Source organism: Geothrix campi, assembly GCF_024609265.1.
GTDB lineage: Bacteria > Acidobacteriota > Holophagae > Holophagales > Holophagaceae > Geothrix > Geothrix campi.
Map to the genome: position 1 here is coordinate 716,242 of NZ_JANHMP010000001.1, position 17,359 is coordinate 733,600.

Consider the following 17,359-nt stretch of genomic DNA (forward strand, 5'->3'; position numbering starts at 1 on the left):
TAATCCCCTCATGCACAAAGAACTCCAGGACATCCTGGGCCTGATCCGGGGCCAAACCACGCCCCTGGCGCTCGCCACCCTCCTTCGGGTCGAGGGCTCCAGCTACCGGCGGCCCGGCTCTCGGCTGCTGACGGACGGAGAGAAGATCCTGCGAGGTTCTCTCAGTGGAGGCTGCCTCGAAGGTGAAGTTCTGGGCCGATCCGTGGACGTGCTGGCGGACGGCCAGCCGCGCCTGCTCCGCTACGACCTCCGCGGGGAGACCGACCTCGTCTGGGGCAGCGGTAGCGGCTGCGAAGGCGTTCTGGACATCCTGGTGGAGCGCCTGGATCCCGCCTCACCTCCGACCTGGCTGATCTGGATCGAGGACGTCCCGCGGCACAGACGGGCCCTTCGCCTCGCCACTTCTCTTGAAGGCGCCTTCCCACGCCGCCGCCTGGAGGAGGAAGAGAGCCCGGGCGCCGAGGAGGCTCTGGAGGTCATTCCACCCCCCGTCTCCCTGTGGATCCTGGGCGCCAGCGACGACAGCCGGCCCCTGGTGCGCCTGGCGAAGGAACTCGGGTGGCAGGTGGGCCTGCTGGATCACCGCCCGGCCTTCGCGCGCCCCGAACGGTTCCCCGAGGCGGATCTGGTCCTCTCCGGCCATCCGGCGCAACGCATTCCAGGTCTGGAACTGGATGGACGCACCGCCGTAGTGCTCATGACCCACAACTACCTGAAGGATCTCGAGGCCCTGCGTCTGCTGGGACTCTCCGGGGCGGGCTACCTTGGTCTCATGGGCAGCCGCGCCCGCAGCGCGAAGATGGTGGCGGAACTGGCCGCGGAAGGCATCTCCTGCGGGAGTCGCCTGCACAGCCCGGTGGGGCTGGACCTCGGCGCCGAGGATCCCGAGACCATCGCCTTGGCGGTACTGGCGGAGATCCAGGCCGCTTTCCAGGGCCGCGCGGGTGGCCCACTCCGCACGACACGCACCCGCGTGTCGCCTCCGTGATCGCCGCCGTGATCCTCGCGGCCGGCGAGGGGCGGCGCATGGGCGGCCCCAAGGCGCTCCTGCGCATCGACGGCGAAACCTTGCTTCGTCGCACCGCCCGGGCGGCCCTGGCGGCGGGCTGCGACCCCGTCCTGGCGGTGATCGGAAGCTGGGACCCGGACCTCGATGGTCTGGAAGTCCGGACGCTCGTCAATCCCGCAGCCCGGGAAGGCATGGCCAGCTCCCTCCGCCTGGGCATCGCGGCCATGGCGCCGGAGGTGGAAGCCGCCCTGCTGCTGACAGTGGACCAACCCGCCGTGGATGCCGCCCTGCTGAAAGAGCTGCTGGCCTTGGCCGCGGCCCATCCCACGCGCCCAGCAGCCTGCGCCTATGCCGGCACCCTGGGCATCCCCGCCGTGCTGCCGCGGCACCACTTCCCGGCATTGCTGGCCCTGCGCGGGGACCGCGGCGCCAAGGCCCTCCTCCTGCGTGAGCAGACGGTATCTCTGCCCTTCCCGGCCGGCGCCGACGACCTGGACGCGCCCGGGGACCTGGACGGCATCAGGCGCTGAGGGCGGGCTCCGCCCGGCCGAAGCGCGGGGGTCCGGGGGGACATCGCGAGCGAAGCGAGCAGGCGGTCCCCCCGGACAGCATCAGGCGCTGAGGGGGGGCTTCTTCTGCAGGTGGTCGTAGCGCTTGCGGGCCTGCTCCAGCTCCGCAAGATGCATACCCGCCCACTCGCAGAGGGCGCCCAGGGGCCCGATGAGCGTGTGGCCCAGCTTGGTCAGCTCGTACTCGGTGCGGGGTGGCACCTCGGGGTAGACATGGCGCGTCACGAGCCCGTCTCGCTCCAGTTTCCGCAGGGTCTGCGTCAGCATCTTCTGACTGATGCCGCCCACCTGCCGGTGGAGATCCCCATAGCGCTGTTTCCCCTTGGACAACAGATAGATCAGCAGGGTGGTCCACTTGTCGGCGATGAGATCCAGAGCCTGGCGGGTCGGGCACTGGGCGCTGAGGACGTTGGGAGCCAGGGTGCATGCTTTGCGAACCATTGGGTGCCTACCTTCCAAAATGGTGCCTACTTTCTTTTCGATCGTAAGCACCTAAAGTTTGGATCACGGGCCGAACGAATGCAAGTGCCCGAAAAGGAGACAAGGATGACCCGAATCGCCATCGTGTTCCACAGCGGCTATGGCCACACCAGGGTGGTGGCGGAGAGCGTGAAGGCTGGCGCCGAAACCATCCCCGGCGCCAAGGTCCTGCTCATTCCAGTCGAGGAAATCGACGCCCACTGGGCCGACCTCGAAGCCGCGGATGCCATCGTCTTCGGCAGCCCCACCTACATGGGCAACGTCAGCGGTCCCTTCAAGACCTTCATGGACGCCAGCTCGAAGCCCTGGTTCGAGCGGAAGTGGAAGGACAAGCTGGCCGCCGGCTTCACCATCAGCGGCAGCCCCAGCGGCGACAAGCTGAACACCCTCCAGTCCCTGATGATCTTCGCCATGCAGCACGGCATGGTCTGGATCGGCAATGCCGAGATGCCTGGCAATGAGGAGGGCATCAACCGCCTTGGCAGCTTCACGGGCCTCATGGCCCAGGCTGGCCAGGTGGCTCCCGACGTCGAACCCAATCTGGCCGATCGCAAGAGCGCCGAGTTCCTGGGCCAGCGCATCGCCTCCGCCGCCACCCGCTGGGCCAAGGGCGCCTGATCACCCTCCGGACCCCGCGCAGGCAAGACCGCCTGAGATTGTCATGACCGGAAACCCTTCCGGATCCGTTAATCTGGAAGGGTTTCGCAGGAGCACTCGAATGTCCGACCTCATCCAGCACCTGACCGACCAGACCTTCGCCGAGGCTGTGGCCCATGGCTACACCGTGGTGGATTTCTGGGCTCCCTGGTGTGCACCCTGCCGCGAGCTGGCCCCCATCACCGAGACCCTGGCTGCAGAGTTCAAGGGGAAGATCGGCTTCGCCAAGCTGAACGTGGATGATTTCACACCGCTTTCCGAGCAGTACGATGTCCTCAGCATGCCGACCCTGGTGATCTTCAAGGATGGCCAGGCTCTGGATCGCATCGTCGGGTCCCTGCCCATCGACCAGCTGCGAACCCGCCTCCAGCAAGCCATTTAACATCATCTCCACCCCGAATCTGAGGCACCCATGAGCACCATCTCCGGCGAAAGCCTGCTCCAACAGCTGACCTGGCGCTATGCCACCAAGAAGTTCGACTCCTCGAAGAAGATCTCCGCGGCTGACTGGGCCGTGATCGAACAGGCCCTGGTCCTCACGCCCTCCAGCTACGGGCTCCAACCCTGGAAGTTCATCGTGGTCACGGACCCCGCCCTCAAGACGAAGCTCCGTCCCGCCTCCTGGAACCAGTCCCAGGTGGAGGACTGCAGCCACCTGGTGGTCCTCACCGCCAAGCAGGACATCACCGAAGCCGATGTGGACCGCTTCATCGCCCGCATCGTCGAGGTGCGCGGCGCCACCGTCGAAAGCCTAGCCGGCTACAAGGGCTACATGGTGGGCGACCTGGTGAAGGGCTCCCGGCACGCCATCATCCAGGAATGGGCCGCCCGCCAGACCTACATCGCCCTGGGCAACCTCATGACCTCCGCCGCCCTGCTCGGTGTGGACGCCTGCCCCTTCGAGGGCATCGAGCCTGCCAAGTACGACGAGATCCTGGGCCTAAAGGGCTCTGGCTTTACCACCATCAGCGCCTGCCCCCTGGGCTACCGCGCAGCGGACGACAAGTACGCCAGCGTTCCCAAGGTGCGCTTCGAGGCCAAGGTCGTCGTCGAGCACCGCTGAGCGGAAAAACACTCGCAGAGAGCCGCCGAGGAGGCGGAGGATGCAGAGGTGAAGGAAATGCCTTCCTCTGCGACCTCCGCCTTCTCATGCTCTTCTCTGCGGAAGTGGTTCTTCCCGCGGCATTCCCTCTTCATCCAAGGAGATCCCCATGCTGACCCGCGCGCTTGGAACCCAGGGACTCACCGTATCCGCCCTCGGCCTCGGCTGCATGGGCATGTCGGACTTCTACGGCCACCGGGATGACGCGGAATCCACGGCCACCCTCCTCCACGCCGTGGATCGCGGCATCACCTTCTTCGACACCGCCGACATATACGGCCCCCACCTCAACGAGATCCTGGTGGGCAAGGCCCTGGCCGGCGTCCGAGACCGCGTGGTGATCGCCACCAAGTTCGGCATCCTGCGGGACCCCAACGATCCCTCGGTACGCGGTGTTTGCGGGCGGCCCGAGTATGTCCGCAGCGCCTGCGACGCCAGTCTGAAGCGGCTGGGCGTGGCCACCATCGACCTCTACTACCAGCATCGCGTGGATCCCGAAGTACCCATCGAGGACACCGTGGGCGCCATGGCCGGGCTTGTGCAGGCAGGGAAGGTCCGCTTCCTGGGCCTCTCCGAGGTCAGCCCGGCGACCTTGCGCCGAGCCTTCAAGGTCCACCCCATCAGCGCCGTCCAGTCCGAATACTCGCTGTGGACCCGCGATCCCGAAGAAGGTCTGTTGCAGACCTGCCGGGAACTGGGTGTGGGCTTCGTGCCCTACAGCCCCCTGGGACGAGGCTTCCTCACAGGCCAGATCCAGAAGTTCGAGGACTTCGAGCCTGGTGACTATCGCCGGAACTCGCCCCGCTTCCAGGGCGAAAACTTCCAGAAGAACCTCGACCTGGTGGCCCGCCTCCAGGACATGGCCGCCGCCCGCGGCTGCGCCCCCGCCCAGTTGGCTCTGGCCTGGGTCCTCGGCCAGGGCGGGGATATCGTCCCCATCCCCGGCACCAAGCGGCGAGACCGCCTGGATGAAAACCTGGGCGCCCTCCAGCAGGTGTTATGCCCTGGCGAACTGCAGGAATTGAGCGGCCTATTCCCGCCGGGGGCCGCTGCGGGAACCCGCTACCCCGAAGCGGCGATGCACATGGTGAACCGCTGAAGCATCGAAGGAACGGAGGGTTCATGGCCCGACGTACCGATGCCCATCCCGACAACGTTCCTGGTTCCTTCTTCGTGGACCGTACCTGCATCGACTGCGGTACCTGCTATCAGTTCGCGCCCGGTACCTTCGCGGATGGCGGCGACCACGCGAAGGTGTACGCCCAGCCCGACGATCCCACGGCGCGGTTGCGGGCCTCGATGGCCTTGGTGGCCTGCCCGGTGGGCTCCATCGGCACCAGCGACAAGGCCGACCTGCCGGTTGCCGCCCGCGCCTTCCCCTACCCGCTGGCCGAGGATGTCTTCTTCTGTGGCTATACCAGCGAGAAGAGCTTCGGCGCCTGGAGCTACCTGATCCGCCGCCCAGCAGGCAACGTCCTGATGGATTCCCCCCGCGCCGCCGAACCGCTCATGAAGAACCTGGAGGCCGTGGGTGGGGTGACGATGCTCGTGCTCAGCCACCAGGACGATGTGGCGGACCACGCCGCGTATCGGGCACGGTTCGGCTGCGAACGCGTCATGCACCGGGCGGACGGCTTCACCGGCCTGGAACACCTGGTGGACGGCCATGAACCCATCCTGCTGGCGGAGGATCTGCTGCTGATCCCCACCCCGGGCCACACCGCCGGGAGCATCTGCCTGCTGTATCGCGATTTCCTCTTCACCGGGGACCACCTCTGGTGGAACCCGGACAAGGGGCGCCTGTCCGCGTCCCGAACCTACAACTGGCATTCCTGGGAGCAGCAGCTTGACAGTCTGGAAAGGCTGCTCGACTTCGAATTCACCTGGGTGCTGCCTGGTCATGGCAGCATCCACCACGCCGAAAATCCGGCCGTCATGAGGGCTGAGCTGAAACGGGCCATCCTGGCCCTCAAAGGCTCTTGATCGCCGTCTCGTGCAGGCCGTGGGAGACTAGGGGCCCCGTCGGAGTCCCCCATGACCACCGCCTCTGAAGCCCCCATCGTCACCGCCCCCCGCGGCACCCATCTGCACTGCAAAGGCTGGGTGCAGGAAGCGGCGCTGCGCATGCTCATGAACAACCTCGATCCGGAAGTGGCCGAGCGGCCCGAGGATCTGGTGGTCTACGGGGGCTTGGGCAAGGCCGCCCGCAACTGGGACTGCTTCCATGCCATCGTGAAGGAGCTGAAGCACCTGGCCGATGACGAAACCCTGCTGGTGCAGAGCGGCAAGCCAGTCGGGGTGGTGAAGACCCATCCCGACGCGCCTCGCGTGCTCATCGCCAACTCCAACCTGGTGCCGAAGTGGGCCACCTGGGAACACTTCCGCGAGCTCGATCAGAAGGGCCTGATGATGTACGGCCAGATGACCGCCGGCAGCTGGATCTACATCGGCAGCCAGGGCATCGTGCAGGGCACCTACGAAACCTTCGCCGAGGCCGCGCGCCAGCATTTCAACGGCACCCTCGCCGGCACCTGGACCCTGACCGCCGGCCTGGGCGGAATGGGGGGCGCCCAGCCCTTGTCTGTGACCATGAACGGTGGCGTAGCTCTTTGCATCGAGGTGGATCAGACCCGCATCCAGAAGCGCCTGGACACCCGCTACCTGGACGAATGGACCGACAACCTGGACACGGCCATGGCCCTGGTCCAGCAGTACGTGGATGCCCACGAGGCCCGCAGCATCGGCCTGCTGGGCAACGCCGCGGAGCTCCTGCCCGAGCTCCTCAAACGCGGGTTCCAGCCCGACCTGGTCACCGACCAGACCAGTGCCCACGACGAATACAACGGCTACATCCCCGCCGGGCTCTCGCTGGAACAGGCGGCCGTGATGCGGAAGAACGAACCCGAGGCCTATGTGCAGCGGGCGCTCTCGTCCATGCGCACCCACGTGGAAGCCATGATCGAGTTCCAGCGCCGCGGTGCTGTCACCTTCGACTACGGCAACAACATCCGGGCCCAGGCCCAGCGCGCCGGCTGCGAGAACGCCTTCGCCTTCCCCGGCTTCGTGCCGGCCTTCATCCGGCCCCTCTTCTGCAAGGGCATCGGCCCCTTCCGCTGGGCGGCCCTGTCGGGCGATCCCGAGGACATCGCCGTCACCGACGCCGCCATGATGGAGCTGTTTCCTGAGAACGAAGGCATGATCCGCTGGCTCAAGGCCGCCAAGGAGAAGATCGCCTTCCAGGGCCTGCCCGCCCGCATTTGCTGGATCGGCGCCGGCGAGCGCCACCTCGCGGGCCTGAAATTCAACGAGCTGGTGCGTACGGGTAAGGTGAAGGCACCCATCGTCATCGGCCGTGACCACCTGGATAGCGGCAGCGTGGCCAGCCCCAACCGCGAGACCGAGGGCATGAAGGACGGGTCCGATGCCGTCAGCGATTGGCCGCTGCTCAACGCCATGACTGCCGTGGGAGGTGGCGCCTCCTGGGTGAGCTTCCACCATGGCGGCGGCGTGGGCATGGGCTACAGCCAGCACAGCGGCGTGGTCATCGTGGCCGACGGCACCGAGCGCGCGGACCGCTGCATCGCCCGGGTCCTCTGGAACGACCCCGCCATGGGCGTCTTCCGCCATGCGGATGCCGGCTACGAGACCGCCCGCGCGCACGCCGAAACCATCGGCCTGCACATTCCCATGAAAGGGTGACGACCTGCCCTGAGTGTCGGCCTGAGCGTCGGATGCCTCGGCTCGTGCGGTAAGCTGTCGGCTTCCCCTGTCGAGGTATCCATGGCTGTCCGCCATCCGCGTCTGCTGCCCGCCCTCCTGCTCTGCGCCTCGCTGACTGCCGGCCTGAAAACCAAGGCGCCCGCCCCTGCCCCGAAAGCCCAGGTCCCGACCGTGGATGCGACCCGTCTGGCGGCCCTGAAGGCCCGCAGCATCGGCCCGGCCATCATGGGCGGCCGGGTCTCCGAGATCGCCGTGGATCCGGTGAATCCCGACACCTTCTACGTGGGTCTGGCCACCGGAGGCGTCTGGAAGACTGCGAACGCGGGCGCCACCTTCTCCCCCCTCTTCGACAAACAACCCGTTCAATCCATTGGGGCCGTGGCTGTGGCCCCTTCGGATCCGAAGGTGCTGTGGGTCGGAACAGGAGAGGCCAACGATCGCAACAGCTCCGGCTGGGGCAACGGCGTCTACCGCTCCATGGATGGTGGCGCCACCTGGGCCCGTGCGGGTCTGGAAGGCAGCATGGCCATCCCGCGCATCGTGGTGCATCCCACCGACCCTGCCACCGCCTGGGTGGCGGTGATGGGCGACCTGTGGAATCCCGGCGGCGAGCGGGGCCTCTTCAAGACCACCGATGCGGGGAAGACCTGGAAGGCCGTCCTGAAGGCCCCTGGAAGCCTGGGTACCCGCGTGGGCTGCGGAGAGGTGGTTCTGGACCCCTCGGCCCCGGACACCCTCTATGCCACCCTCTACGCACGGCAGCGCACGCCCTGGTCCTTCAGCTATGGCCTCGCCGCTTCGGAGGGGCGGGATGTCGGCGGCATCTACCGGAGCACCGACGGCGGCACCACTTGGCGCAAGCTCGAAAAGGGCCTGCCCACGCTCACCGGCCGCATCGGCCTGGATGTCTCCCGCAGCAACCCAAAGGTCGTGATGGCGGTGATCCAGAGCGACCAGGGCGGCACCGTGGGCATTGACGACCTCCTGAGCCGCGCCGGCGGCGTGTTCCGCTCCGAAGATGGTGGGGACAGCTGGACCCGCATGAACGCGCTGAATCCACGGCCCTTCTACTTCAGTCAGATCCGCATCGATCCGGTGAATCCGCAGCGGGTCTACGTGGCCGGCTACATGCTGCATGTCTCCGACAATGGTGGCCGCAGCTTCCGGGAAGATCTCTTCGGCAAGGTCCACTCGGACTGCCACGCCCTGGCCTTCCCCAAGGCGGATCCCCCGAAGGCGGAACCGCCCGCGCCGGGAGAGCCGGAGCTGCCTCCGGTCACCTCACGGCTGCTGCTGGGCACGGACGGTGGGGTCTATCAGAGCTACGAGGCCGGCCAAGCCTGGCTCCACTTGAACAGCATCCCCGCCGGTCAGTTCTATCGCATCACCCTCGATGACAGCGTGCCGTACCGCATCGCCGGGGGGCTCCAGGACAACCTCAACTGGGTGGGCCCCAGCCGCACCCGGTCCAAGGAGGGGATCCTCAACTCCGATTGGACCAACATCGGCGGCGGCGATGGCTTTTCCTGCGCCTTCGATCCCCAGGACCGCGACCTGATCTACGCCGAAAGCCAGGAGGGCATGCTGCACCGCTTCAATCTCCGCACGGGGGAGTTGAAGGCGCTGCGACCCAACCCCGCCGAGGGTCAGCCTGCTTTCCGCTTCAACTGGAACGCGCCCCTCTTCGGCAGTCGCCACGACAAGGGCGCTCTCTACCTGGCTGGTAACCGGGTCTTCCGCCTGACGGAGCGCGGGGAGAACTGGAAAGTCATCAGCCCCGACCTTTCCACCAAGGATCCCCAGAAGACCACCGCCACGGGCAGCGGTGCGGAAACCTACGGTGTGGTGTACACCCTGGCCGAATCGCCCGTGAAGGCGGGGCTCCTCTGGGCCGGCACTGACGATGGCAAACTCTGGATCACCGAAGACGACGGGAACCATTGGACCGATCTCAGCGCGTTCGTGCCCGCCCCCGCCCGGGGCCAGTGGGTGAGCCGCATTGAGCCCGGGGGCCGGGATCCCAAGGTGGCCTACCTCGCCGTGGATGCCCACCGGGCAGGCCTCTACGCCCCTCTGGTCTACCGTACGGCCGATGGCGGGCGAACCTGGCAAAGCCTCGCAGCCGACCTGCCTCCGGACGTCCCCGTGAAAGTGGTTCGGGAGGATCCGGTGAATCCCGATCTGCTCTATGCGGGCACGGAGTCTGGCCTGTACGCGAGCCTGGACCGGGGCGCCGCCTGGGTGAAGCTGGGCGGCCTGCCGGCCGTGGCCGTGGACGATGTTCAGATCCAGCCCCGGGAGCACGATCTCGTCATCGCCACCCATGGCCGCAGCCTGTACGTGCTGGATGACATCGCTCCCCTGGAGGCCCTCACGGCCGAAGTCAGCGCCAAGCCGGTAGACCTCTTCCCCGTGCGGCCCGTGCAGGGTGCCTATCTGCTACCCGGTTGGGAGGAGTCCGCCGGCAAGGGGATCTACCGCGGAGAGAACCCGCCGGAGGGCGCGCTTATCACCTACTGGATCCGCGATCTGGGCGATGAAGCTCCCACTCTGTCCATCACCAACGCCGAAGGCCAGCCCGTGGCCACGTTCCCCTTGCCCCGCACGCCGGGGCTGGGCCGGGTGGCCTGGAACCTGCGTCCGACCAAGACTCTGCTCACCGAGTACGGCGGCCTGGGCCCCGACAAGTTCGTGCGCCCCGGCACCTACACTGCCACCCTGACTCTGGGTGCCGTCAAAGTGCAGCAGAAGGTCCAGGTCACCATCGCCACCGGCATTGAAACCCGCTGACAGCCCCGGAGAGGATCCATGTCCCGCCCTTGCCCCTGCACCTCCAAGAAACCCTACGACCGCTGCTGCGGCCCCTTCCACGCGGGCACCGCCACACCGGAGACCGCCGAACTCCTCATGCGCTCCCGTTTCTCCGCCTACGCCCTCGGCAAGGTCGATTACCTGATCTCCACCCGCCCCGAAGCCAAGCGTGCCGAGGAAAACCGGGAGGAACTGGCCACCTACTGCAAGTCAGTCAGCTGTGTGGGCCTGAAGATCATCAGCAAGGAGAAGGGTGGCAAGGCCGATGACACCGGCATCGTCACCTTCCACGCCAGCCTCCAGGCCAACGGCCGCCGCACCCTCCACATCGAAACCAGTACCTTTGCGCGGGAAAATGGCCGCTGGGTCTACGTCGACGGCGTGGTGAAGTCCTGACCGACTGAGTGCCGGGGAATGCCTGCCTTAGAAGGCCAGGCTGCGCGTGCGCAGTTTGTGCACCAGCAGGCCCAGGGGAATGAAGAAGAGGCGGAGAGCGCGGCTGTGCCGACGGCGGTCACCCCGGGAACGCATGGCGCGACGCTCGGTTCCAGCTTCGCGGTCGTAGTTCAAGGGGCTCTGACTGGTCCGTCGATTCATCTTCGGGTCCCCCCTCTGATAGAAATATAGGGCAAGAAGGCGGGAGCCGCCCCAAATGGATTTCATCGCGCCGGATTTGCTGGGTTTCGGGGCTTGCGACCTGGGTAGGGGCGCGGATCCACCCCGACTGGATTAGAACTGCGTATGGCTTTGCCAGCCGCCGGTCCCGCTTCGGCGGTCAGAGAAGGGGGCGCCTACCCACTTGAGCGGGATTCGAACTGCGCCTGGCTTTGCCAGCCGCCGGTCCCGCTTCGGCAGTCAGAGAAAGGGGCGCCTACCCACTTGAGCGGGATTCGAACTGCGCCTGGCTTTGCCGGCCGCCGGTCCCGCTTCGGCGGTCAGAGAAAGGGGCGCCTACCCACTTGAGCGGGATTCGAACTGCGCCTGGCTTTGCCAGCCGCCGGTCCCGCTTCGGCGTGCCATCTAGGCACGCCTCGGGCGGCCCCACTCGCAGGTTCGAATCCCGAAGGGATTCACTCCAGAGAAAAGGCCCCCGCTCGCGGGGGCCTTTTCTCTGGAGCCAACTACAGGATTCGAACCTGCGACCTGCTGATTACGAATCAGCTGCTCTACCAGCTGAGCTAAGTTGGCGCTGGCCTCCCAGTTTGCCCTGGGAAGGCCCTGGAATCAACTACTGCGGGAAGCTGGAGGGCAGCTTCATGTGGAGGTTCTTGACGAGGAAGGCCCACAGGTCGGCGCGCTCGGCGATCAGCTTGGCGGTGGGCTTGCCGGCGCCGTGGCCCGCGTTGGTCTCGATGCGGGTGAGGACCGGCGCCGGGCCGGCCTGGTCGGCCTGTAAGGTCGCGATGAACTTGTGGCTGTGGGCCGGAACCACGCGGTCGTCATGGTCGCCGGTGGTCACCAACGTCGGGGGGTACTTCACGCCGGGCTTCAGGTTGTGCAGCGGCGAGTACTTGATGAGGTTGGCGAAGCCTTCTGGCGTGTCGCTGGACATGTAGTCGCTCTTCCACATCCACCCGATGGTGAAGGTGTGGTAGCGCAGCATGTCCATGACGCCCACGGCGGGCAGCGCCGCGCCGAAGAGGTCCGGACGCTGGGTCATGCAGGCGCCCACCAGCAGGCCGCCGTTGGAGCCACCCTGGATGGCGAGGCGGGGGGTGCTGGTGTACTTCTCCTTGATGAGCCACTCGGCAGCGGCGATGAAATCGTCGAAGACGTTCTGCTTCTTCTCGCGCTTGCCGGCCTCCCACCAATCCTTGCCGTACTCGCTGCCGCCTCGCAGACAGGCCACCGCATAGACGCCACCCATCTCCATCCAGACCTGGGAAATGGGGGAATAGCCGGGCGACTGGGCGATGTTGAAGCCACCGTAGGCATAGAGCAAGGTCGGATTGGTGCCGTCCAGCTTCAGGCCCTTCTTGTAGGCCAGGAACATGGGCACCTTCGTGCCGTCCTTGCTGGGGTAGAAGACTTCCTTCACCTCGTACTCGGTAGGCTTGATGTCCACCTTGGGTTGCCGGAACACGGAGCTCTTGCCGGTCTTCAGGTCGTAACGGTAGAGAGTGGGTGGCCGGTTGTACGAGGTGAAGGTGTAGAAGGTCTCGGTGTCCTCGCGGCGGCCGTTGAAGCCGCTGAGGTTGCCCAGCCCTTCAGGCTTGATCTCCTTGAGGAAGCGACCCTTCAGGTCGTAGAGCTTCACCACGTTGAGGGCATCCACCTTCCAGGTGATGGCCAGGGTGTTGCCGAAGAGGTCCGCCCCCGCCAGGACGTCGCGCCCCTTCCCTTCGGGGACGATGTCCCTCCAGGCCTTAGGGCTCGGATCCTTCAGGCCCACGGCCACGATGCGGTGGCGGGGTGCCCCGGCATCCGTGTGCACGTAGAAGGTGTCCTCATCGTTGCCGAGGATGCCGTAGGAACCATCGTACCGGTCGAACAGGGGCATCACGGGGCTGCCCACCTTGCGGAGGTCCTTCAGGAAGACCCGGTTCTTCCGCTCGGTGCCCTGGTGCTGGGAGATGACCAGCCAGTGGCCGTCATCGGTCACGCTGGCACCGAAGCCCCAGTCGGGCTGGTCGGGGCGCTCGTAGACGACCACGTCCTTCTCGACGGGATCACCCAGCTTGTGGAAGAACAGCTTCTGATTCTTGTAGACGGCGGTGAGGGCCTTGCCAGCCTCCACCTTGGGGTAGTCGGTGTAGTAGAAGCCGCTGCCATCCTTGGCCCAGCCGTTGACACCCATGCGGCCCGCGGGGAAGGTGTCCGGCAGGTCCACGCCCGTAGCCACATTGCGGACTTTCCAGGTGCTCACGTCGGAGCCGCCCTTGGACAGGCTGTAGGCCACGAAGGCGCCGTCCTCGCTGAAGCGCATGCCCCCCAGCGCGACGGTGCCGTCCTTGCTGAGGGCGTTGGGATCGAAGAGCACGCGGCCCTTGTCTTCCAGGCGCTTTGTGAGATAGATGACGGCCTGGTTCTGGAGGCCCGAATTGTAGGAATAGACGTAATACTTCCCGTGCTTGCTGGGCGCGCCGTACTTCTCGTAGTTCCAGAGGCGGGTCATCCGCGCCTCGATGACCTTCCGCTCGGGGATCTGGCCAAGGTAGGTCTGGGTCACCTGGTTCTGGGCGGCCACCCACGCGGCCGTATCGGCGGAATGGTCATCCTCCAGCCAGCGGTAGGGATCGGCCACCTTGGTGCCGAAGTAGTTGTCGACCACGTCCGCCTTGCGGGTGGTGGGATAGGTCAGCGGCGCCTGGGCCACCAGCGCCGAGGCGATGAGGGCCAGCAGGCAGGATCGGGACACGGCGAAGGGCATGAACGGGCCTCCTGAAGGGCATGGGTGGGGTGCCCCTCAGGATACCTCGTAACAAAAGGCTGGGACAACCGTCAGGGGCGCTGCATGCCCAGGTTCTTCACCAGGAAGGCGAGGACATCCGCCCGCTCCTCGATGGCCTTGGTCGTGGGCTTCCCCGCGCCATGGCCCGCGCTGGTCTCGATGCGGGTGAGGATGGGCGCCGGACCCGCCTGGGCGATCTGCAGCGTGGCCGTGAACTTGTGGCTGTGCGCGGGCACTACGCGGTCGTCATGGTCGCCGGTGGTCACGAGGGTCGGGGGGTACTTAACGCCCGGCCTGATGGTGTGCAGGGGCGAGTACTTCATGAGGGTCTCGAAGCCCTCCTTCGTCTCGCTGCTACCGTAGTCGCTCTTCCAGCCCCACCCCAGGGTGAACTTGTGGAAGCGCAGCATGTCCATGACGCCCACCTCGGGCACCGCGGCGCCGAAGAGATCGGGCCGCTGGGTGAGGCAGGCGCCCACCAGCAGGCCACCGTTGCTGCCGCCGTTGATGGCCAGCTTCGGGGTGGAAGTGATCTTGTGGGCGATGAGCCACTCCGCCGCGGCGATAAAGTCGTCGAAGACGTTCTGCTTCTTCTCTTTGCGGCCCGCGTCGTACCACTCGAGGCCATACTCGCCGCCACCGCGGAGATTGGGCATGGCGTAGACGCCGCCCATCTCCAGCCAGACCATGCGCGAGACGGAGAAGGCGGGCGTCAGCGACACGTTGAAGCCACCGTAGCCGTAGAGCAGGGTCGGGTTCTGGCCGTCGAGCTTGATCCCCTTCTTGTGCACCAGGAACATGGGGATCTTCGTGCCATCCTTGCTGGGGTAGAAGACCTGCTCAACCTCATAGTCCGCGGGCTTGAAAGCCACTTTCGGAGTGCGGAAGATGGCGCTCTTGCCGGTCTTCAGGTCCAGCCGGTAGATGGTACCCGGGTAGGCGAAGCTGCCGAAGGTGTAGAAGGTCTCCACATCCTCGCGCCGCCCGCCGAAGCCGCCGGCCGTGCCCAACGCCGGAAGGTCCAGGCTGCCCGTCCGCCGGCCTTTGAGATCGTAGAACTCCACCGCTGAGTGGGCGTCCCGCATCCATGTGGCGATGAAGCGCCCGCCCACCAGCGACACGGATTCCAGCACATCCTTGCCTTTGGCCTGCGGAATGATGCCCGTCCACTTCGCGGGATCGGTCTGCCCTTTCCGGATCGCCACCAGCCGGTTCCGGGGCGCCCCCTGGTTGGTGACGACGAAGAACGTCTCACCCTCGTTGTCCACCACGCTGTAGGCCGCGTCCATGCGATCCAGGAAGGGTTCCACGGCACTGCCCGGCTTGGCGAGATCCTTCAGGAACAGGCTGGATTCGGGGTTGGTGCCCTTGCCGCAGGTGATCACCAGCCAGCGGCCATCATCAGTCACGCTGCCGCCGAGATACCACTCGGGCTGGTCGGGGCGCTGGTAGATGAGGGCGTCCTCGGACTGGGGGGTGCCCAGCTTGTGGAAATAGAGCAGGTGGTTGTTGTTCACCCCCGTGAGCGCCCCACCCTCCTTGGGGGCCTCGTAGCGGCTGTAGAAGAAGCCACTGCCGTCCTTCAGCCAGGAGGCGCCGCTGGCCTTGGACCAGCGGATCTCATCCGGCAGATCCTTCCCGGTGGCCACCTCCCTGACCTTCCAGGTCTGCCAATCCGAACCGGCCACGGACACGGAATAGGCCATGAGGCGCCCATCCTCCGTGAAACTGGCCCCGCTGAGAGCCACGGTGCCATCCTTGCTCAGGGTGTTGGGATCGAGAAGCACCCGGCCCTGGGCCTTGGGATCCTCGGTCACGAACAGCACGGACTGGTTCTGGAGGCCTGTGTTGTAGGAGTAGAAGTAGTACCTGCCCCGTTTGAAGGGGGCGCTGTATTTCTCGAAATCCCAAAGCTTCGTGATGCGCTCCCGGATCTTCGCCCGCTCGGGAATCTGGGCCAGATAGGCGAAGGTCACCTTGTTCTGAGCCTCCACCCAGGCCTTGGTCTCCGCGGAGTTGTCGTCTTCCAGCCAGCGGTAGGGATCGGCCACCTTGGTGCCGAAGAAGTCATCCACCACCTCGGCCTTCCGCGTGGCGGGATAGCTGATGGGGGTTGTAGCGGCAAGGGCGGTGGTGATGGCGAGGGCCATGGGAAGGATCCTCATGCGTCGGTCTCCAAAGGGGCAGCCATTCTCGCACCAACGGGAGGCCGATTCCCAGCCGTGCAAGGCCGGGCGCTTGGTGGTAGGCTCCGGCCAGCTTAGGACACACTCCTAGGAGGTCTCTTTGGTCCCGCCCTCCAGCAAGAAAGTCTTCGTCCTCGATACGAACGTCCTCCTGCACGATCCGAACTCCATCCTCCATTTCCAGGAACACGATGTGGTATTGCCCATCGTGGTCATCGAGGAGATCGATCACTTCAAGAAGGATCAGACCGAGGTGGGACGCAACGCCCGCACGGTCTCACGCATGCTGGACAAGCTCCGGGCCAGCGGCAGCCTCAGCCGTGGCGTGCCCCTGGAGGGCGGTGGCTCCCTCAAGGTGGACGTGGAGAATCATCCCCTGGACATCGGCATCCTGCGCGAGGACAAACACAAGGCCGACAACCAGATCCTGGCCTGTGCCAAGCAGCTCCTCACCACCTGCAAAGAGAAGGTGGTCCTGGTCACCAAGGACACCAACCTCCGCATCAAGGCCGACGCCATCGGCATCCTGGCCGAGGACTACACCACGGACCGGGTGGAGATGGAGGAGCTCTATACCGGCCACAAGTCCTGGGAAGTGGACCCCGCCAAGGTGGATCTGCTCTACGACGGCGGCCTCCAGCCCGATCCCGAGCTGCATCTCGAACCGAACCAGTTCCTCACCCTGGTGGACCAGACCAATCCCAGCCATACGGCCTTGGCCCGCTTCATGGCTGGGGAAGGGCTCCTGCGGCCCGTGAAGCGCATGGAGGCCTATCCCTGGGGCATCAAGCCCCGCAACCGCGAGCAGCAATTCGCCCTGGAACTGCTGCTGGATCCCACCGTCCAGGTGGTCACGTTGCTGGGCAAGGCCGGCACCGGCAAGACCCTGCTGGCCATCGCCGCCGGCCTCCAGCAGGTGGTGGATGACGAGGCCTACGACAAGATCCTCGTAAGCCGGCCGGTCATGCCCATGGGGCGCGACCTGGGGTATCTGCCCGGCGACATCAGCGAGAAGCTGCGGCCCTACATGCAGCCCATCTACGACAACCTCGAATTCATCGTGGGGGCGAATACCGAGGCCCGGAAGCGCACCACCATGACCGCGGGCCAGCTGGAGGAGGCGGGCTACCTCAGCGTGGAGCCCCTCACCTACATCCGGGGTCGCAGCATCCCCAAGCAGTACCTGGTGGTGGACGAGGCCCAGAACCTCACGCCCCACGAGGTCAAGACGATCCTCACCCGCGCCGGCGAGGGCACCAAGGTGATCTTCACGGGCGATCCCCACCAGATCGACAATCCCTACGTGGACGCCAGCACCAACGGCCTGAGCTTCCTGGCGGAACACTTCAAGCACCTTGATATCTCCGGCCACGTCACGCTCATGAAGGGTGAGCGCAGCAAGCTGGCCGAGTTGGCGAGCAATCTTCTCTGAGA

15 protein-coding genes and 1 tRNA gene are annotated in these 17,359 nt (G+C 65.9%); 11 read left to right on the forward strand and 5 right to left on the reverse strand.

Going from position 1 to position 17,359, the window contains the following annotated elements:
* Nucleotides 1-10: 10 nt before the first annotated feature.
* Both NOV65_RS03440 and NOV65_RS03445 read left to right on the forward strand, forming a co-directional pair.
* Nucleotides 11-988, forward strand: a complete 978-nt coding sequence (locus tag NOV65_RS03440) for an XdhC family protein (protein ID WP_257304328.1) — start codon at nucleotides 11-13, stop codon at nucleotides 986-988.
* A complete protein-coding gene (locus NOV65_RS03445) occupies nucleotides 985-1,539 on the forward strand; it encodes a nucleotidyltransferase family protein (RefSeq protein WP_257304329.1) in 555 nt (184 codons plus the stop codon). Before NOV65_RS03440 ends, NOV65_RS03445 begins: the two co-directional genes overlap by 4 nt.
* An 81-nt stretch (nucleotides 1,540-1,620) precedes the next feature.
* Here NOV65_RS03445 and NOV65_RS03450 read toward each other — a convergent pair whose 3' ends face one another.
* The gene (locus tag NOV65_RS03450; protein WP_257304331.1) at nucleotides 1,621-2,019 is read right to left on the reverse strand and encodes a winged helix-turn-helix transcriptional regulator; all 399 of its coding nucleotides are present in this window, start codon (nucleotides 2,017-2,019) and stop codon (nucleotides 1,621-1,623) included.
* A 105-nt stretch (nucleotides 2,020-2,124) separates the two neighbouring features.
* On the opposite strand from NOV65_RS03450, the gene NOV65_RS03455 reads away from it, so the two are divergent.
* The 8 genes from NOV65_RS03455 (at nucleotide 2,125) to NOV65_RS03490 (ending at nucleotide 10,744) form a co-directional block, all read left to right on the forward strand.
* Nucleotides 2,125-2,676 carry a flavodoxin family protein gene (locus NOV65_RS03455; RefSeq protein WP_257304333.1) on the forward strand — a complete coding sequence of 184 codons (552 nt, stop codon included), beginning with the start codon at nucleotides 2,125-2,127 and terminating at the stop codon, nucleotides 2,674-2,676.
* A gap of 100 nt (nucleotides 2,677-2,776) precedes the next feature.
* A complete protein-coding gene (trxA, locus tag NOV65_RS03460) occupies nucleotides 2,777-3,097 on the forward strand; it encodes a thioredoxin (RefSeq protein ID WP_257304335.1) in 321 nt (106 codons plus the stop codon).
* A 30-nt stretch (nucleotides 3,098-3,127) separates the two neighbouring features.
* Entirely contained in the window at nucleotides 3,128-3,778 is a 651-nt protein-coding gene (locus NOV65_RS03465) for an NAD(P)H-dependent oxidoreductase (RefSeq protein ID WP_257304337.1), read from the forward strand.
* 148 nt (nucleotides 3,779-3,926) lie between these two features.
* Nucleotides 3,927-4,916 (forward strand): aldo/keto reductase, encoded by a 990-nt coding sequence (locus NOV65_RS03470; protein ID WP_257304340.1) that lies wholly within the window; start codon nucleotides 3,927-3,929, stop codon nucleotides 4,914-4,916.
* 23 nt (nucleotides 4,917-4,939) lie between these two features.
* Nucleotides 4,940-5,800 carry an MBL fold metallo-hydrolase gene (locus tag NOV65_RS03475; protein WP_257304341.1) on the forward strand — a complete coding sequence of 287 codons (861 nt, stop codon included), beginning with the start codon at nucleotides 4,940-4,942 and terminating at the stop codon, nucleotides 5,798-5,800.
* Nucleotides 5,801-5,851: 51 nt separating this feature from the next.
* Nucleotides 5,852-7,516 (forward strand): urocanate hydratase, encoded by a 1,665-nt coding sequence (gene hutU, locus NOV65_RS03480; protein ID WP_257304343.1) that lies wholly within the window; start codon nucleotides 5,852-5,854, stop codon nucleotides 7,514-7,516.
* An 81-nt stretch (nucleotides 7,517-7,597) separates the two neighbouring features.
* Nucleotides 7,598-10,327 carry a WD40/YVTN/BNR-like repeat-containing protein gene (locus tag NOV65_RS03485; protein ID WP_257304345.1) on the forward strand — a complete coding sequence of 910 codons (2,730 nt, stop codon included), beginning with the start codon at nucleotides 7,598-7,600 and terminating at the stop codon, nucleotides 10,325-10,327.
* 18 nt (nucleotides 10,328-10,345) lie between these two features.
* Entirely contained in the window at nucleotides 10,346-10,744 is a 399-nt protein-coding gene (locus NOV65_RS03490; protein ID WP_257304347.1) for a YchJ family protein, read from the forward strand.
* A gap of 27 nt (nucleotides 10,745-10,771) precedes the next feature.
* On the opposite strand, the gene NOV65_RS03495 is transcribed toward NOV65_RS03490, so the two are convergent.
* The 4 genes from NOV65_RS03495 to NOV65_RS03510 form a co-directional block, all read right to left on the reverse strand.
* On the reverse strand, nucleotides 10,772-10,945 hold the full coding sequence (locus NOV65_RS03495) for a hypothetical protein (protein ID WP_257304349.1): 174 nt from the start codon (nucleotides 10,943-10,945) through the stop codon (nucleotides 10,772-10,774).
* 515 nt (nucleotides 10,946-11,460) lie between these two features.
* Nucleotides 11,461-11,536: transfer RNA gene (locus NOV65_RS03500), tRNA-Thr, on the reverse strand.
* A 40-nt stretch (nucleotides 11,537-11,576) separates the two neighbouring features.
* On the reverse strand, nucleotides 11,577-13,718 hold the full coding sequence (locus NOV65_RS03505) for a prolyl oligopeptidase family serine peptidase (RefSeq protein ID WP_257304351.1): 2,142 nt from the start codon (nucleotides 13,716-13,718) through the stop codon (nucleotides 11,577-11,579).
* Between the two features lie 71 nt (nucleotides 13,719-13,789).
* Complete coding sequence (locus tag NOV65_RS03510; protein WP_257304353.1) at nucleotides 13,790-15,904, reverse strand: prolyl oligopeptidase family serine peptidase; 2,115 nt, start codon at nucleotides 15,902-15,904, stop codon at nucleotides 13,790-13,792.
* 121 nt (nucleotides 15,905-16,025) lie between these two features.
* Between NOV65_RS03510 and NOV65_RS03515 the strand changes: the two genes are divergently transcribed.
* A complete protein-coding gene (locus NOV65_RS03515) occupies nucleotides 16,026-17,357 on the forward strand; it encodes a PhoH family protein (protein WP_257304355.1) in 1,332 nt (443 codons plus the stop codon).
* The last annotated feature ends 2 nt before the right edge of the window (nucleotides 17,358-17,359 follow it).

Bases quoted from the DNA above. Each gene is read 5' to 3' on its own strand.
- NOV65_RS03440 (WP_257304328.1), top strand. From the start codon at position 11: ATGCACAAAGAACTCCAGGACATCCTGGGCCTGATCCGGGGCCAAACC.
- NOV65_RS03450 (WP_257304331.1), bottom strand. From the start codon at position 2,019: ATGGTTCGCAAAGCATGCACCCTGGCTCCCAACGTCCTCAGCGCCCAG.
- NOV65_RS03455 (WP_257304333.1), top strand. From the start codon at position 2,125: ATGACCCGAATCGCCATCGTGTTCCACAGCGGCTATGGCCACACCAGG.
- trxA (WP_257304335.1), top strand. From the start codon at position 2,777: ATGTCCGACCTCATCCAGCACCTGACCGACCAGACCTTCGCCGAGGCT.
- NOV65_RS03465 (WP_257304337.1), top strand. From the start codon at position 3,128: ATGAGCACCATCTCCGGCGAAAGCCTGCTCCAACAGCTGACCTGGCGC.
- NOV65_RS03470 (WP_257304340.1), top strand. From the start codon at position 3,927: ATGCTGACCCGCGCGCTTGGAACCCAGGGACTCACCGTATCCGCCCTC.
- NOV65_RS03475 (WP_257304341.1), top strand. From the start codon at position 4,940: ATGGCCCGACGTACCGATGCCCATCCCGACAACGTTCCTGGTTCCTTC.
- hutU (WP_257304343.1), top strand. From the start codon at position 5,852: ATGACCACCGCCTCTGAAGCCCCCATCGTCACCGCCCCCCGCGGCACC.
- NOV65_RS03485 (WP_257304345.1), top strand. From the start codon at position 7,598: ATGGCTGTCCGCCATCCGCGTCTGCTGCCCGCCCTCCTGCTCTGCGCC.
- NOV65_RS03490 (WP_257304347.1), top strand. From the start codon at position 10,346: ATGTCCCGCCCTTGCCCCTGCACCTCCAAGAAACCCTACGACCGCTGC.
- NOV65_RS03495 (WP_257304349.1), bottom strand. From the start codon at position 10,945: ATGAATCGACGGACCAGTCAGAGCCCCTTGAACTACGACCGCGAAGCT.
- NOV65_RS03505 (WP_257304351.1), bottom strand. From the start codon at position 13,718: ATGCCCTTCGCCGTGTCCCGATCCTGCCTGCTGGCCCTCATCGCCTCG.
- NOV65_RS03510 (WP_257304353.1), bottom strand. From the start codon at position 15,904: ATGAGGATCCTTCCCATGGCCCTCGCCATCACCACCGCCCTTGCCGCT.